A 15,870-nucleotide genomic window follows, 5' to 3' on the forward strand; every position below is an offset into this window, starting at 1 on the left:
GGCGTGAGCCCGGTCACGGCGCCCTGTCGCGCGCACGACAGGGCGCACCCTAGGCCCAACCGGCCACGCGCATCTGCGATGCGCACCGGACGGGCGGGAGCCCCGCGCACAGGTGAGATCATTCGGTGAAACGTACCTTGCCGATGAAGGGCAGGTTGCGGTTGCGCTGCGCGTAATCGATGCCGTAGCCCACGACGAACTCGTCGGGGATCTCGAACCCGGTCCAGTCGGCGCGGAAATCGACCTCGCGGCGCGATGGTTTGTCGAGCAGCGCGATGGATCTAAGGCGGCCGGGGTTGCGGCTTTGCAGCAGCTTGGTGACATGGCTGAGCGTGTGGCCGGTATCGACGATATCCTCGACCACCAGCACGTCGCGGCCTTCGATCGCACCGCGCAGGTCCTTGAGAATGCGCACTTCGCGGCTCGATTCCATCGCGTTGCCATAGGAGGAGGCTTCGAGGAAATCCACCTCGATCGGCAGGTCCAGTTCGCGCACGAGATCGGCGATGAAGACGAAGGAGCCGCGCAGAAGGCCGACGACGACCAGCTTGTCGGTATCGGCGAATTCGGTCTTGATCTCGCGGCACAACGCCTCGATCCGGGCCGCGATGGCCTTGGCCGAGATCATCTGGTCAATCACATACGCGCGGTCAGTCATTCCGGCCCCCTTGAACTTTCGCGCGCAACATACGAAATCACGCGTCATTGTCACGCCGCAAAGCACTGGATTCATGCCGACACATTCGGAAACCCGTCACCTGCCTTACACAGCCCAGCAGATGTACGACCTGGTTGCCGATGTCGGCCGGTATCCCGAATTCCTTCCGTGGTGTGCGGCGGCGCGCATCCGGTCGCGCCGGCCCGAGGGGCCGGTAGAGGTCATGGAGGCGGATCTGGTGATCTCGTTCAAGGTGTTCCGCGAGAAGTTCGGCAGCCGCGTGGTGCTGGATCCGGAGCAGAAGAAGATCGACACCGAGTATCTCGACGGGCCGTTTCGCTACATGAAGTCCAACTGGGCTTTTGCCGACAATCCCGATGGTGGCTGCGACGTGTCGTTCTTTGTCGATTTCGAATTTCGCAACGCGGTGTTGCAGGGGTTGATCGGCGTCGTGTTCAACGAGGCGATGCAGCGTATCGTTCGGGCCTTCGAGCGGCGTGCGGCACAGCTTTACGGCTAGGCGCGGATATCCGGGGTTTACCGTCCGCGCGCCGGGGTTAGGATGCGCCCCATGACCAGCCTGACAAATGCCCTTGCCGGTTTTGCAACCGGCCCCGTGACCACGACACCCGACGCGCGGGTGGTGGCCGCGCTCTCGGCGCTCGACTGGGTTGCCGTCGGCTGCGCGGGCGCGGACGAGCCTGTCTCGCGCATCACGCGGTCCATGATCCTTGACGAGGGCGGGGCTGAGGCGGCGACGCTTTTCGGTGGTGGTGCAGCCCCGGTGCGCGGCGCGGCGCTGGTCAATGGCACGGTTTCGCATGCCCTCGATTACGACGACACGCATTTCGCCCATATCGGCCATCCGTCCGTCGCCGTCTTTCCCGCCGCGCTGTCCTGGGCCGAAGCGAATGGCCAGGCGCTGGTCGAGATGCTGGAGGCCGCGCTGGTCGGCATGGAGCTTTCGGTGCGGGTGGGCCTGTGGTTGGGGCGCGGGCATTACCAGGTCGGGTTTCACCAGACCGCCACGGCAGGCGCCTTCGGCGCCGCTGCGGCTGCGGGGCGGTTGGCCGGTCTGACCTCCGCGCAGATGGCGCAGGCGATGGGGCTAACCGCCACCCGTGCGGCCGGCCTCAAGGCGCAGTTCGGCACGATGGGCAAACCTTATAACGCGGGCACCGCCGCGGCGAACGGTATCGAGGCGGTGCAGCTTGTCCGGCTGGGGTTCGAGGCCGAAGTTTTGGCCATGGAGGGAGATTTCGGGTTCGGCGCAACACATCACGGCGCCGATGACATGCAAGCGGCGCTGGAGGGTCTGGGACAAGAGTGGCTGTTCGAGCAGGTCAGTCACAAGTTCCACGCCTGCTGTCACGGGCTTCACGCGGCGCTGGAGGCGGCACGCGAATTGGACATCGCCGAGCCGGAGGTCGAACACATCACGGTCCGCAGCCATCCGCGCTGGATGAGCGTGTGCAACCAGCCCTCGCCCATGACGGGGCTGGGCGCCAAGTTCTCGTTCCGGACCGTGCTGGCGATGCGGGCGCTGGGATATGACACGGCGCGGCTGGACGCGTTCAGCGACAAGGTCTGTGCCGAGCCGCGTCTGCAGGCGCTGCGCGAGAGGGTCACGGTGGAGGCCGATGACACCCTGTCCGAGACCGAGGCGGTGGTGACATTGCTGCGCCGGGACGGGCAGGAGCGCGTTGCGCGCCACGATCTGCGCGGTCCGATGACTCTGTCCGCGCGCGAGGAGCGGGTGCGCGGCAAGGCCGTCGGCCTGATCGGCAAGGCGCGGGTAGATGGCATCTGGGAGCTGTTGCAGCGCGGCGGTGCGGCCTCGGACCTTGCACGTTATCTTGGTGGGTGAGGCGCAGGGCAGTGCGGGCAAAGAAAAAGCGGGTCCCCAAGAGACCCGCCAGAGATCCCCGGAGGGATCTGACCAGCCGAGGTGGGCTCGGCCGGTCGTCACTTGGGCGCGCTTGAACGGCGGGCTCCATCGTTTCGGGTGACGGGTCTAACCGAAGGCTTCGCGCAGAGGCAACGGTTTTCTGGCAAGAGGACGCTGCGGAACCTTTCAGCTTTGGGTCTGCTCGGCGATCTGGTCGAGACCCTTGTCCAGAAGCGCCAGCGCGTGGTCGCGTGCGGCGCGGCGGACTGCGTCACGGCCCAACGCACCGAACTCGACGGTTTCGCTGCGCGTCTCGGCACCGGTGACGGACAGGCCGAAACAGACGCGCCCTTCGGGCTTGAACTCGGAACCACCAGGGCCTGCGATGCCGGTGATCGACACGGCAAGCTGCGCGTGCGAACGCGCCAGAGCGCCGTCCGACATCTCTCGCGCGACCTCTTCGGAGACGGCGCCATGTGCCGCGAGCGTTGCGGACGAGACGCCCAGCATCTCGGCCTTGGCGTCGTTGGTATAGGTGACGAAACCACGCTCGACCACGGCGGAGGAGCCGGGGATGTCGGTGAGAGCGGCCGACACCATGCCGCCCGTGCAGCTTTCGGCCGTGGCCATCATCACCTTGAGCGCCTTTGCGCGGTCGAGGAGGGCCGCGACGGTCACAGGCCCAGCACCCCGTGCCAGAGACCGGCGAGAAGGGCGACGCCGAGCGCTGCCATGATGCCGGCGATCACGTCGTCCATGACCACGCCGAAGGAGCCTTTTTGCCGGTCGGCCCAGCCGACGGGTCCGGGCTTCCAGATGTCGAACAGGCGGAACAGGACGAAGGCCGCGATCCAGCCGGGCCAGAGCGACGTGATCTCTATCCCATGTGCCCAGGCAGGGTATGACAGCGCCCAGAGCGCGATGAACTGGCCTGCGACCTCGTCGAGGACGAATTCGGACGGGTCGTGCGCACTGCCGTCGCGGCGCATGGCCTCGGCAGCCCAGACGCCAGCGACGATGGCCAGGACCGTGCAGGCCGCCAGCAGCAGGAACCCGCCAAGCGCGTGCAGCGCCCAGGCGATGGGAAGGGCGGCGGCCGAGCCCCACGTGCCGGGAGCGGGGCGCAGGTAACCGATACCGCCCACGGTGCCGATCAGGGTTGCGGGCTTCATGTGCGCACCAGCGCGGCTGTGGCGATGGCCGCGATCCCTTCGCCACGGCCGGTGAAGCCCAGCCGTTCCGAGGTGGTGGCCTTGACCGAGACACGGGACGGCTCGATATCGCAGATGCGCGCAAGCTCCTTTTGCATGGCGGGCGCGTGGGGGCCGATCTTGGGGCGTTCACAGACCAGCGTGCAGTCGATGTTCGAGATCGAAAAGCCCATGTCGCGGGCGCGTTTCGCGGCATGCGCCAGAAAGATCTCGCTTGCCGCCCCTTTCCACTGCGGGTCCGACGGCGGGAAGTGGCGGCCGATATCGCCCTCGGCCAGCGCGCCGTAGATGGCATCGGTCACGGCATGCATCCCCACATCCGCGTCGGAATGGCCATCGAGCGCGTGGTCATGCGGGATCGAGATGCCGCAGAGGATCACGTGATCGCCATCGCAGAAGCGGTGCACGTCATAGCCATTGCCCAGTCTTACATCCATCGCGCCCCCCAGAAGCCGCTCGGCCCGGGCGAAGTCCTCGGGCCGGGTGATCTTGATATTGTCGGGGTCGCCCGGAACGATGGCGACGTCAAGCCCTGCGGCGCGCGCGACCTCGACATCGTCGGCGGCCGGCCCGTGATGTGCATCGTGGGCCGCCGAGATGGCCGCATAGCGAAATCCCTGCGGCGTCTGAGCGGCGTAAAGCCCGGTGCGGTCCTGCGTGCCTGTGACCTGTGCAGCTTCGCCGCGCCAGAGCGCATCGGTCACCGGCAGGCCGGGCGCTGCGGCGGCATGTGCGTCAAGCGCGGCGAGAACATCCGCGATGACCCGCTGCGTCACGCAGGGCCGCGCGATGTCGTGGATCAGCACCTTGTCCGGTGGCGTCTCGGCCAGAGCGGCAAGCCCGCTGCGAACGGAGGCTGCGCGGTCGGCACCGCCGGGCGCAAGGATCAGGTCGGTCGCCTCGAACTCGTGCCAGGCCTCGGTATCGTCAGGAGACAGGACCAGCACGATCCGGTCCAGGCCCGAGGCGCGAAAACGGGCGAGCGTCCAATCCGCGACGCGGCGACCGGCGAGGGGGCGCCATTGTTTCGGCAGGTCGCCGCCTGCGCGCTGTCCGCGTCCGGCGGCGAGTATGATGGCGGCGCTTGTCATCCTCGGGTCGTCCTTTCGTGCTCCTGTTTAGAGTGGACGGAACGGCGAGGCAATCAGCCGTAGGGTGCGCCTAATTTTTAGGCATGTGCCTTGTGCGAGGGGCTTGAAAAGGCGGCGTCGATTGTGCAAATGCGGCGTTTTCGCTAGTCAAATGGAAACTGCACAAGGATTGGGCAACGTGACCCTACGTCTCGCCGACACCGCTTTGTTACCTCCTGTCGTCCTGGCCCCGATGGCCGGAATCACCGACCGGCCTTTTCGCGATCTGGTCGCGCGTTTCGGCGCGGGTCTGGTCGTGAGCGAGATGGTCGCCAGCCAGGAGATGGTGCAGGCAAAGCCCGGCGTGCGCGAAAAGGCCGAGTTGAGCGCGGATGTCGAGAACACCGCCGTGCAGCTTGCCGGGCGCGAGGCGCATTGGATGGCCGAGGCCGCGCGGCAGGTGGCCGACCGGGGCGCGCGGATCATCGACATCAACATGGGATGTCCCGCCAAGAAGGTGACGAACGGCTATTCCGGCTCGGCGCTATTGAAGACGCCGGATCATGCGCTGAGGCTGATCGAGGCGGTGGTCGAGGCGGTGGACGTTCCGGTGACGCTCAAGACCCGTCTGGGTTGGGACGATACCCTTCTCAACGCGCCGGACGTGGCGCGGCGGGCCGAAGGTGCAGGCGTGCGCATGGTGACGATCCACGGGCGCACGCGGTGCCAGTTCTACAAGGGGCGCGCGGATTGGCGGGCGATCCGCAGGGTGAAAGAGGCGGTGGGCGTGCCGGTGGTCGCCAATGGCGACATCGTGGATGCCACCACCGCGCGCACGGCGCTGGAACAGTCGGGCGCGGACGGCGTGATGATCGGACGTGGCGCGCAGGGCCGCCCCTGGCGGCTGGCCGAGATTGCCCATGCTCTTTACGGCACGCCTGCGCCGCATGTGCCCGAGGGGCGCGACCTGGTGCGGATGGTGCAGGATCATTACGAGGCGATGCTGGGTTTTTATGGCCGCGATCTGGGACTGCGCGTCGCGCGCAAGCATCTTGGCTGGTACATGGACGTGGCGGGGACAGGGCCTGCGCTGCGGCGCGCGGTCCTGACCTCGCGCGATCCCGAAGAGGTGCAGCGCCTGCTTGTCGACGCGCTGCTTACCCCAGAGGAGGCCGCGGCATGAGTTTCGATGACGCCATCTGGTCTTCGCTGCCTGTTCCGGCCTTCATCATCGATGCCGAGGATCGCATTGCGGATGTGAACTCGGCCGGTGAGGGGTTTCTGAACGCATCCCGCAAGTCGGTCATCGGCCATCCCGTCTGGGACCAGATCGCGGCGAACGCGCCGATCGAGGAGGCGTTCGAGCGCGCCCGCACCAACGGCACGCCTCTCTTCGTCAACGATGTCGATGTCGGGTCCGGCAGCCGGGCCCCGTTGCAATGCGCCTTGCAGATCGCGCCGCTGATCGGTCATCCGGGCAACATGATCATGCTGGTCGCCCCACGCGAGCTGGCCGGGCGGATGACCCAGAGCCACAGCGTGAAATCGGCCGCGCAATCGGCCATCGGCATGGCCGAGATGCTGGCCCACGAGATCAAGAACCCTCTGGCGGGGATCACCGGCGCGGCACAATTGCTGAGCATGAATCTCGCACCGGAAGACCTTGAACTGACTGACCTTATCGTCGCCGAGGGTCGGCGGATCGTCAAGCTTCTGGAGCAGGTTGAGCAGTTCGGGAACCTGTCGCCGCCGGATCGAAAGCCGGTGAACATCCATGACGTTCTGGACCGGGCGCGGCGTTCCGCGCTTCTGGGTTTTGGCGCGCACATGAAGATCATCGAGGATTACGACCCCTCGCTTCCGCTCGCATTCGGCGACCCGGACCAGTTGTTGCAGGTGGTTCTGAACCTGATCAAGAATGCCTCGGAAGCGGCTGATCCCAAAGGGGGAACGATCCGTCTGCACACGTTTTTCGAACATTCGTTCCGTCTGCGGCGCAGCGATGGCACTGGGCATTCGCTGCCTTTGCAGGTCGAGATCATCGACGATGGTCCCGGTATTCCGGAAGGCATGATCGGCGACGTGTTCGACCCGTTCGTTTCCGGGCGCGAGAATGGCACGGGGCTGGGGCTGGCGCTGGTGAGCAAGATCCTGTCCGATCACGACGGATGGATCTCGGTTTCGTCGGTGCCGGGGCGGACGGTGTTCCGCCTGTCGCTGCCGCGGGTGCCCAAGGGCTATGACATGGATCACAAGGAGAGCAAGTAATGGACGGAACCGTTCTGGTTGCCGATGACGACCGCACGATCCGCACCGTTCTGACGCAGGCGTTGACGCGGGCAGGGTGCAAGGTGCATGCGACCTCGTCCCTGACGACGCTGATGCGCTGGGTCGGGGAGGGCAAGGGCGACGTGGTGATCTCGGACGTGGTCATGCCGGATGGCAACGGGCTCGAAATGCTGCCCAAGATCGCGCAGGACCGTCCCGGGCTGCCGGTGATCGTGATTTCCGCGCAAAACACCATCATGACCGCGATCCAGGCCGCCGAGGCCGAGGCCTATGACTATTTGCCCAAGCCTTTCGACCTGCCGGACCTGATGAAGCGTACGGCCAAGGCGCTGGACCAGAAACGCCGTGCGCCGTCCGAGCCGCGCATCGAAAGCGATGACGACCGGCCCGAGGACCTGCCTCTGGTCGGCCGGACACCCGCGATGCAGGCGCTTTACCGTTTGGTCGCGAAGGTGATGAATACCGATCTTCCGGTGATGATCTCGGGCGAAAGCGGCACCGGAAAGTCCCTGATCGCGCGTGCGATCCACGATTTCTCGGACCGGCGCACCTTGCCGTTCGTGACGGTGACCAGCGCCGACCTGCAGGAGCTGGAAGGACCCGCGCGCGTCATGGCGCGCGTCAAGGGCGGCACGCTGCTGATCGACGAGGTCGGCGATATCGAGGACGAGATCCAGGCCCGTATCGTGCGGATGATGGATGCGCCGGGCGATCACGTGCCCCGCTTCATGGCGACCAGCCAGAGCGATCTGGCCGGCGCGATGGAGAAGGGTCGGGTGCGGCAGGACCTGTATTACCGTTTGTGCGGTGCGCCGATCCACGTGCCCAGCCTGCGGGAGCGGGTCGATGACATCCCGCTGCTGACCGCGCATTTCCTGGCCAAGGCAGAGCGTGACGGCGCGCCGAAGCGCTGGCTGTCGAAGTCGGCCGAAGAGTTGTTCCGAGTCTATTCGTGGCCCGGCAACGTGCGGCAGCTGGAACATGCGGTGCGGCGGTTGAGCCTGACCAGCCGGTCGGATGAGATAACGCGGACCGAGGTGGAGATGGTCCTTGGCAGCCAGCCGGAGATGGAGCCGGTGCTGGGGCGTGGCGACACCGAGAAGCTTTCGGCCTCGGTAGAGCGGCACTTGCGGCGTTATTTCGACCTGCATGGCAACATGCTTCCGCCGCCGGGCCTGTACCAGCGGATCCTGCGCGAGGTCGAGGCGCCGTTGATCGAAATTGCGCTGGATGCAACGGGCGGAAATCAGGCCAAATGTGCCGATCTGCTCGGCATCAATCGCAATACGCTGAGAAAAAAGATCACCGATCTCGATATTCAGGTGACACGGCGCCGCAAACTGATGTAATATCGTCACACAAATCGTGGCACTAAGGGGACAACCCGGAAACGACCACGAAATATGGCGGTACGTCGCAAAAGCGACACATCAGAATGAGGGCAGCAGTGGCAACGCGGTCACAGAAGGGGCCGATCCCTACCCTGAGCCAGTGGCGGAGGAGCCGAAAGGCGCGGAATTTCGGGACCTTGGGTCTCGTTCTTCTGGGTCCGGTCCTGACGCTGGCGACTTACCTCGTCTTCGGCCCCTTCGACCTGGGCGCGTCGGCCACGGTGCTGCGACTCATCCTGTTGGCCGACCTGGTCTATATCCTCGTCCTTGCGGCGCTGGTATTGGGCCAGGTCGGGCGCCTCATCGCAGCGCGCCGGGCAAAATCGGCGGGTTCCCGCCTGCACCTGAGGCTGATCGGTGCGTTCACCTTCCTTGCGCTTGGCCCGGCTGTGACGGTCGCGATCTTTGCCGGGCTGACCATCAATATCGGGCTCGAGGGGTGGTTTTCGGACCGGGTGCGGCAGGTGGTGGGCTCTTCGCTGTCGGCGGCGGAGGCCTATGAACTGGAGCATCGGCAGGACCTGCGGCAGGATGCACTGGCACTTGGTCGCTATCTCGACCAGGCGCGGTCGATCAATTTCTTCATTTCGGATGCCGAACTGCGCGATGTGCTGGCGCAGGGACAGGCGCAGATCCAGCGCGGCCTGCGCGAAGCTTACGTGATCGACGGGTCTGGAGAGATCCGCGCGCGCGGCGACCGGTCCTACCTGTTCGATTTCGAGAAACCCGATGCATCGGATATCGAATTGGCCGAAGAGGAAGGCTTCCACATTGTTCAGGATTGGAACAACAACGAGTTCAGGGCCATCGTGCCGCTGCAATCCTACCTGGACCGGTTCCTGTATGTCAGCCGCGACGTGGATGGCGAAATCCTCAACCTGCTCGACGACACCAAGGAGACGGTGCTGCTTTACCAGCAGCTGGAAAGCGAGCGGGGGCGCGTTCTGTTCGAGTTCGGGCTTTTGTATCTCGGCTTTGCATTGATCCTGATCCTTGCGGCCGTGTGGCTGGGCCTGTGGTTTGCCGAGCGCCTGTCGCGGCCCGTTGGGCGGCTGACCACGGCGGCCCAGAGGGTTGGCGCGGGCGACTTGGGTGTGCAGGTGGTCGAGGAAACCGGCGATGACGAGATCGCCATGCTGGGCCGATATTTCAACCAGATGACCCGGCAGCTGAAGGGGCAGCGCGATGCATTGCTCGAAAACACGCGCCAGATCGAGAGCCGGCGGCGGTTGTTCGATTCTGTTCTGAGTTCGGTTACGTCCGGGGTGGTTGGCCTCGACGGTGACGGGCGGGTGACCTTCGTCAACCGGTCGGCCGAGCGGTTGCTGGACTGGACCGGTGAAGAGCAGAGCCTGGCGCTTGGCGTCGCGGTGCCCGAGTTCCTGCCGCTGTTCGAGACTTTGCGGGCAGGTGGCACCGAAACGGTGCAGGGCGAGGTCAAGGTCAGTCGCAAGGGCCAGATGGAGAACCTGCTGGTGCGCATGTCGACCCGGCGCAATGCCGACGGCACGCTGGAAGGGTTCGTGATCGCGTTCGACGACGTGACCGACCTGGTAAGCGCGCAGCGCATGGCGGCCTGGGGCGACGTGGCGCGGCGCATCGCGCATGAAATCAAGAACCCGCTGACCCCGATCCAGCTGAGCGCGGAACGGATCAAGCGCAAGTTCTCGCGCCAGCTTGACGGGGAGGATGCCGAGAAGCTTGACGCGATGACCAGCGTGATCGTTCGGCAGACCAATGATTTGCGGCGCATCGTCGACGAGTTCTCGAAATTCGCGCGGATGCCCGAACCCGAGAAATCCGAAGAGGACCTGACCGCGCTTGTGCGCGAGGCGGTCGAGCTGCAGCGCGCGGGGCAGCCCGACGTGATCATTCGCGACGACCTGCCCGACGGGCCGCTGCTGGCCGATGTCGATGCGACGATGCTGCATCAGGCACTGACGAACCTGATCAAGAATGCAGGCGAGGCGATCGAGTCGCTGCGCCGCAAAGAAGCGCCCGAGGGACTGGTTCCCGAGATCCGGGTGCGGCTTGAACCCGTTGGCGAACAGGTGGTGCTGACCATCGCCGACAACGGTATTGGCCTGCCCGAGGACCGGGCACGTCTGTTCGAGCCCTACGTGACGACGCGGGACGAGGGGACGGGCCTTGGCCTGCCCATCGTCAAGAAGATCATCGAAGAGCATGGTGGCACCCTCACGCTGGAGGATGCACCGGTCTTCGATGGGCAAGACCATTTCGGCGCGATGGCCGTGATCCGGCTTCCCGGGGGGGGCGCCCCTGCGGTGGCCGCGCCATCGAGACAGGTGAACAGGACAAAATTGAAGGCAGGTTGATTATGAGCGACATCCTCATCGTGGACGACGAGCGGGACATCCGGGAACTGGTTTCGGACATCCTTGAAGACGAAGGCTATACCACGCGCCTTGCAGGCAATTCCGACGACTGCATGGCCGCGATCAATGCCGAGCCGCCGGGGCTGTTGATCCTTGATATCTGGCTGAAGGACAGCAGGATGGACGGGATCGACATCCTGAAAACCGTCAAGCGCGACAACCCCGATATCCCCGTGGTCATCATCTCGGGCCACGGCAATATCGAGATCGCCGTGGCGGCGATCAAGCAGGGCGCGTACGACTTCATCGAGAAACCCTTCAACATCGACCAGTTGATGGTGGTGATCCGCCGCGCGATGGAGGCAAGCCGCCTGCGCCGCGAGAACAGCGCGCTGAAGCGTCGCGAAGTGACAAATGCCGACATGATCGGGCAGTCGGCAGCGTTCCGGGCCATGCTGGGCCAGCTGGAAAAGGTGACCAAGTCAAACGGCCGCGTGATGTTGCGCGGTCCGGCAGGGTCGGGCAAGGAGATTGCCGCGCGTTACATCCACGCTCATTCGAACCGTGCCAACGCTCCTTTCGTGACCGTCAACTGCGCGAATGTCGAGCCGGAGCGGATGGAAGAGGTCCTGTTCGGTCGCGAAAGCAAGGAGCGCGGGATCGAGCCCGGCCTGCTAGAAGAGGCCCATGGCGGGGTGATCTATTTCGACGAAGTGGCCGACATGCCGCTTGGAACACAGTCCAAGATCCTGCGCGTTCTGGTCGACCAGCAGTTCCAGCGCGTCGGTGGCACCGACAAGGTGCGGGTCGACCTGCGGGTGATCTCTTCGACCAACAAGGACCTCGATGCCGAGATCCGCGCCGAACGGTTCCGCCAGGAGCTGTATCATCGTCTCAACGTTGTGCCGATCTCGGTTCCGAGCCTTGAAGAGCGGCGCGAAGACATCCCGGTTCTGGCCGAGCATTTCATCGAGGCGTTCAACCAGAGCCAGGGCTTGCCGCTGCGCCGTCTGTCCGAGGATGCGGTTGCGCTGATGCAGACGATGGTCTGGCCGGGCAATGTGCGGCAACTCAAGAACCTGATCGAGCGCGTGCTGATCCTGGGCGAAGGCAACGGCCCGATCGAGGCACGCGAGTTGCCCAGCGAGGGGCCGGGCAGCGATGACGAGGGCCGCGTGGTCCTGTCGGGTGCGCTGGCCACCCTGCCGCTGCGCGAGGCGCGCGAGGCTTTTGAACGGGAATACCTGCTGACGCAGATCAACCGGTTCGGTGGCAATATCAGCCGCACCGCCAGCTTTGTCGGGATGGAACGGTCGGCCCTGCATCGCAAGTTGAAATCGCTGGGTGTCGTGACCTCGAACAAGGCCGGGGCGCGCGTGGCCCATGTCGACGATCCCGCGGAGGCCGCCGAGTAGGCGGCCCGCGCGGGGTGCCGGATCAACCGGCGCGCTGCGGCGTCACGACCTGCACCGAGCCGTCCTGGAACCGAACGATACAGGAGCTTTCCCCAAGTGCGGGCATCTTGGCATTGCGGCTGAGCGCGACCTGGTCGCGAACCGCTTGAGAACATTGCGGCAAGCTGACCGGGGCATAGCCCTTTTCCGCCATGCATTGCGTTTCGACCCGGTTGCGCAGTCCCTGGTTGGCATCGACCGTGTAGACATTGCCGGGCACCCACCAGCCGGGTTGCTGCCAGCACTGACCGGCGGAATTGCATACCGTGCGTCCCGGGTAGTAGATCGGCGGACCCTGCCGGACCTCGTTCGCCACGGGGGCGTCGCGCAGGGCGCGGACCTGGCAATCGGTGGTTTCGGTCTGCAACCGGCTCACGGAGACCCCTTCGCGGTAGTAGATCGACATCGGCGCGCAGGCACCGAGCGCAAGAAGGCCGAGCGAGAGGAACAGTTTTGCTTTCATGAGGTTATCTTGCCGCAGGCTGAGGGCCCTGACAATTGAATTGACCCTCTGCGGGGCTTCTGTCATGCAAAATCCCTGAGACAAAAGGGGCCGAGGCATGAAGGTGATCATATGCGGCGCCGGGCAGGTCGGCTGGCAGATTGCGCGCCACCTGTCGGGAGAGCTCAACGACGTCACCGTCGTCGACAGCAACCCCGACCTGGTACGCCGCGCGACCGAAACGCTGGACGTGCAGGGAATCGCGGGTTTCGCGAGCTATCCCGACGTGCTGGACCGGGCCGGGGCACGTGATGCCGACATGGTGATCGCCGCGACCCATTCGGACGAGGTGAACATGGTCACCTGCCAGGTGGCCCACTCGGTCTTTTCGGTTCAGCGCAAGATCGCACGGCTGCGGTCGAGGTCTTATCTGAACGCCATCTATTCAGATCTGTACCGGCGCGATCATCTGCCCATCGACGTGGTCATAAGCCCCGAACGCGAGGTGGCCGAGGCGGCGATGCGGCGCCTTGCGGTCCCGGCCGCGTTCGACACAGAGCTGTTCATGGACGACCGGGCGCAATTGCTGGGTGTCATGGTGGACGAGGATTGCCCCATCGTGAACACGCCCCTGCGGCAGCTGACCGACCTGTTCTCGACCCTGCGGTCGATCGTGGTCGGGGTCCGCCGCGAGGGCACGCTGTTCGCGCCCGAGCCGGGCGACCAGCTTTTCGTCGGCGACCAGTGTTATGTCTTTTCGCATGTCGAGGACGTGGATCGGACGATGGAGGTATTCGGCAAGGTCCAGAAGAAGCAGGAGCGTGTGGTCATCGTCGGCGGCGGTAATGTCGGGCTGGCGGTCGCGCGGTCCCTCGAAGAGCGGGAAGGGCGTGTGCGCTCGAAGATCATCGAGCGGGACCGGCGCAGCGCCGAACGCGCTGCCGAGGCGCTGGAGAGGACCATCGTGCTGCATGGCGACGGGCTGGACGCCTCTCTTCTTGCCGAGGCGGGAATTGCGCGGGCCGATGCGATGCTGGCCGTGACCGATGACGACAAGACGAACCTGCTGGCCGCTGTGCGCTCGAAATCCGAGGGCTGCCCGTTGGCGATCGCGCTGATCAACGATCCCACGCTGGTACCGATGATGGAGCCGCTGGGCATCGATGCCTATATCAACCCGCGAGCCACGACCGTCAGTTCGATCCTGCGGCATATCCGGCATGGCCGGGTGCGGCAGGTCTATTCGATTGGCGATGCCGAGGCCGAGGTGATCGAGGCGGAGGTCCTGTCGACCTCGCCCATGGCCGGGCAGCGTCTGCGCGATATCGATTTCCCCGAGGGCGTCCTTGTCGGCGCGGTACGCAAGGGTGACGAGGTGATGCGCCCGACTGGCGGCCTGCGGATCGAGGAGGGAGATGTCGTGGCGATCTTTGCCATGGCCGACGACGTGCCCGAGGTCGAGCGCCTCATGCAGGTTTCGATCGACTTCTTCTGATGGCGCGTCGCGGGCGACATTCCATCGGCCCGCTGCGCCGGACGCCGCTGTTCCTGTTGATCTGGGCCGTGTTTTCGCTGGCCATGTGGGTGCCCGCGGTGCATGCGCATTTCCTTAACGATCACCCGACGGCGCAGGCCTTTTTCTATTCAGGGATCCTCGGCCTGTTCGTGGTCACGCTGGTAACCCTGTCAAGTTCGGGTCGAGTGCCGAAATGGGGAGCGTTGGGGCAGTTGGCAGCGCTTTTGGCGAGCTTCGGGATACTGCCCGTTTTCCTTGCGCTTCCGCTGTTCGAGGCCGTGCGCACGACAAGTTACCTGAACGCCTATTTCGACATGGTAAGCGCGATCACCACGACCGGGGCGGATCTGTTCGCAGATCCGGGCCGGTTGAGCGGCCCCGTGCACCTGTGGCGGGCCATGGTGGGCTGGATGGGCGGGCTGATGATGTGGATCGCGGCCTCGGCGATCCTGGCGCCACTGTCTCTGGGCGGGTTCGAGGTGACAGCAAGAGGCGAGCCAGGTCGCGCGGTCTTTGCCGCAATCCAGAACGAAAAGGTCGACCCGCGGGGCCGGCTGCTGCGCGTGACGCGCGCCTTGGCGCCGATCTACGGGATGTTGACCGCGATCATCTGCGTGCTCTTGCTGATCTCGGGAGAGCGCGGCCTGACCGCGATATGTCACGCGATGTCGGTCATGGCGACCTCGGGTATCTCGCCGGTGGGCGGCGTCGAAGGCTCAACGGCCGGAATAACCGGCGAAGCGATCCTGTTCCTCTTCATGTTCTTTGCCTTGTCGCGGCTGACCTTTTCGTCGGACACGGTGAATCGCGGTTACGCACGGCTGGACAAGGACCCCGAATTCCGCATTGGCCTGATGATCGTCTTCGGCGTTCCGCTGCTGCTGTTCCTGCGCCACTGGGTCGGGGCCTATGACGTCGATGCCTCGGCCGATCTTGCGGCGGGCTTGCATGCGCTTTGGGGAAGTGTCTTTACCGTCATGTCCTTCCTCAGCACCACGGGCTTTGAAAGCGCGGACTGGCAACAGGCGCGGGCCTGGTCGGGCCTCGGGACACCGGGGCTGATCCTGCTGGGTCTTGCGATGATCGGCGGCGGGGTGGCGACGACGGCGGGCGGCGTCAAGCTGCTGCGGGTCTTCGCGCTCTATCTCAACGGGTTGCGCGAGATGGACCGGCTGATCCATCCGAATTCCGTCAGCGGAGAAGGCGCGGGCAACCGGCGCATCCAGAGGGACGGGGCATTCATCGCCTGGGTGTTCTTCATGCTCTTCGCGATCTCGTTCGCCGGGATAAGCCTGATCCTTGCCGGTCTCGGGGCCGGGTTCGAGCAGGCGCTGATCCTGTCCATCGCCGCCCTGACCACGACGGGACCTTTGATCGAAGTGGCAAGCGATGTGCCCATCCGGCTGGTGGAACTGGGGGCACCGGCCAAGCTTGTCCTGTGCGCAGCGATGGTGATCGGACGACTCGAGACGCTGGCCATCATTGCGCTGCTGACGCCCGCCTTGTGGCGGCGCTGAAGCCACGACAGGCGGCCGACCGACAAGCGCCCGGTGCAAAAACTGTTTTTTCGTCTGGAATTTCCGGGAATCGCTCTCCATACTCCGGCGACAAGGGG

14 protein-coding genes are annotated in these 15,870 nt (G+C 65.1%); 9 read left to right on the forward strand and 5 right to left on the reverse strand.

The window, feature by feature from the left end:
- Window positions 1–118: 118 nt before the first annotated feature.
- Window positions 119–658 (reverse strand): hypoxanthine phosphoribosyltransferase, encoded by a 540-nt coding sequence (gene hpt / locus ACFORG_RS21350; RefSeq protein ID WP_386737608.1) that lies wholly within the window; start codon window positions 656–658, stop codon window positions 119–121.
- 73 nt (window positions 659–731) lie between these two features.
- Between hpt and ACFORG_RS21355 the strand changes: the two genes are divergently transcribed.
- A complete protein-coding gene (locus ACFORG_RS21355; RefSeq protein ID WP_386737610.1) occupies window positions 732–1,178 on the forward strand; it encodes a type II toxin-antitoxin system RatA family toxin in 447 nt (148 codons plus the stop codon).
- 51 nt (window positions 1,179–1,229) lie between these two features.
- On the forward strand, window positions 1,230–2,525 hold the full coding sequence (locus ACFORG_RS21360) for an MmgE/PrpD family protein (RefSeq protein WP_386737611.1): 1,296 nt from the start codon (window positions 1,230–1,232) through the stop codon (window positions 2,523–2,525).
- Window positions 2,526–2,732: 207 nt separating this feature from the next.
- Here ACFORG_RS21360 and ACFORG_RS21365 read toward each other — a convergent pair whose 3' ends face one another.
- From ACFORG_RS21365 to ACFORG_RS21375, 3 genes are read right to left on the reverse strand one after another with little or no spacing between them, the layout of a single operon-like run.
- Window positions 2,733–3,224 carry a CinA family protein gene (locus tag ACFORG_RS21365; RefSeq protein WP_386737612.1) on the reverse strand — a complete coding sequence of 164 codons (492 nt, stop codon included), beginning with the start codon at window positions 3,222–3,224 and terminating at the stop codon, window positions 2,733–2,735.
- A complete protein-coding gene (locus ACFORG_RS21370) occupies window positions 3,221–3,718 on the reverse strand; it encodes a phosphatidylglycerophosphatase A family protein (protein WP_386737613.1) in 498 nt (165 codons plus the stop codon). The genes ACFORG_RS21365 and ACFORG_RS21370 overlap by 4 nt, the downstream gene beginning before the upstream one ends.
- Window positions 3,715–4,848: a bifunctional 2-C-methyl-D-erythritol 4-phosphate cytidylyltransferase/2-C-methyl-D-erythritol 2,4-cyclodiphosphate synthase gene (locus ACFORG_RS21375; protein ID WP_386737614.1), complete on the reverse strand. Its 1,134-nt coding sequence runs from the start codon at window positions 4,846–4,848 to the stop codon at window positions 3,715–3,717. The genes ACFORG_RS21370 and ACFORG_RS21375 overlap by 4 nt, the downstream gene beginning before the upstream one ends.
- A gap of 151 nt (window positions 4,849–4,999) precedes the next feature.
- Here ACFORG_RS21375 and dusB point away from each other — a divergent pair, with 151 nt between their 5' ends.
- The 5 genes from dusB (at window position 5,000) to ntrX (ending at window position 12,258) form a co-directional block, all read left to right on the forward strand.
- Window positions 5,000–6,010, forward strand: a complete 1,011-nt coding sequence (dusB, locus tag ACFORG_RS21380; protein ID WP_386737615.1) for a tRNA dihydrouridine synthase DusB — start codon at window positions 5,000–5,002, stop codon at window positions 6,008–6,010.
- Window positions 6,007–7,095 carry a two-component system sensor histidine kinase NtrB gene (locus tag ACFORG_RS21385; protein ID WP_386737616.1) on the forward strand — a complete coding sequence of 363 codons (1,089 nt, stop codon included), beginning with the start codon at window positions 6,007–6,009 and terminating at the stop codon, window positions 7,093–7,095. Before dusB ends, ACFORG_RS21385 begins: the two co-directional genes overlap by 4 nt.
- Window positions 7,095–8,465, forward strand: coding sequence for a response regulator (locus tag ACFORG_RS21390; RefSeq protein ID WP_386737617.1), 1,371 nt, complete (start codon window positions 7,095–7,097; stop codon window positions 8,463–8,465). Before ACFORG_RS21385 ends, ACFORG_RS21390 begins: the two co-directional genes overlap by 1 nt.
- 86 nt (window positions 8,466–8,551) lie before the next feature.
- Complete coding sequence (locus ACFORG_RS21395; RefSeq protein WP_386737618.1) at window positions 8,552–10,843, forward strand: sensor histidine kinase NtrY-like; 2,292 nt, start codon at window positions 8,552–8,554, stop codon at window positions 10,841–10,843.
- 2 nt (window positions 10,844–10,845) lie between these two features.
- Window positions 10,846–12,258 (forward strand): nitrogen assimilation response regulator NtrX, encoded by a 1,413-nt coding sequence (gene ntrX / locus ACFORG_RS21400; RefSeq protein ID WP_386737620.1) that lies wholly within the window; start codon window positions 10,846–10,848, stop codon window positions 12,256–12,258.
- 22 nt (window positions 12,259–12,280) lie between these two features.
- On the opposite strand, the gene ACFORG_RS21405 is transcribed toward ntrX, so the two are convergent.
- Window positions 12,281–12,760 (reverse strand): hypothetical protein, encoded by a 480-nt coding sequence (locus ACFORG_RS21405; protein ID WP_386737621.1) that lies wholly within the window; start codon window positions 12,758–12,760, stop codon window positions 12,281–12,283.
- Window positions 12,761–12,857: 97 nt separating this feature from the next.
- Between ACFORG_RS21405 and trkA the strand changes: the two genes are divergently transcribed.
- Window positions 12,858–14,234, forward strand: a complete 1,377-nt coding sequence (gene trkA / locus ACFORG_RS21410; protein WP_386737622.1) for a Trk system potassium transporter TrkA — start codon at window positions 12,858–12,860, stop codon at window positions 14,232–14,234.
- Complete coding sequence (locus ACFORG_RS21415; protein WP_386737623.1) at window positions 14,234–15,772, forward strand: TrkH family potassium uptake protein; 1,539 nt, start codon at window positions 14,234–14,236, stop codon at window positions 15,770–15,772. Before trkA ends, ACFORG_RS21415 begins: the two co-directional genes overlap by 1 nt.
- The last annotated feature ends 98 nt before the right edge of the window (window positions 15,773–15,870 follow it).

The sequence above is a fragment of the Lutimaribacter marinistellae genome (assembly GCF_042648365.1).
Lineage (GTDB): Bacteria > Pseudomonadota > Alphaproteobacteria > Rhodobacterales > Rhodobacteraceae > Lutimaribacter_A > Lutimaribacter_A marinistellae.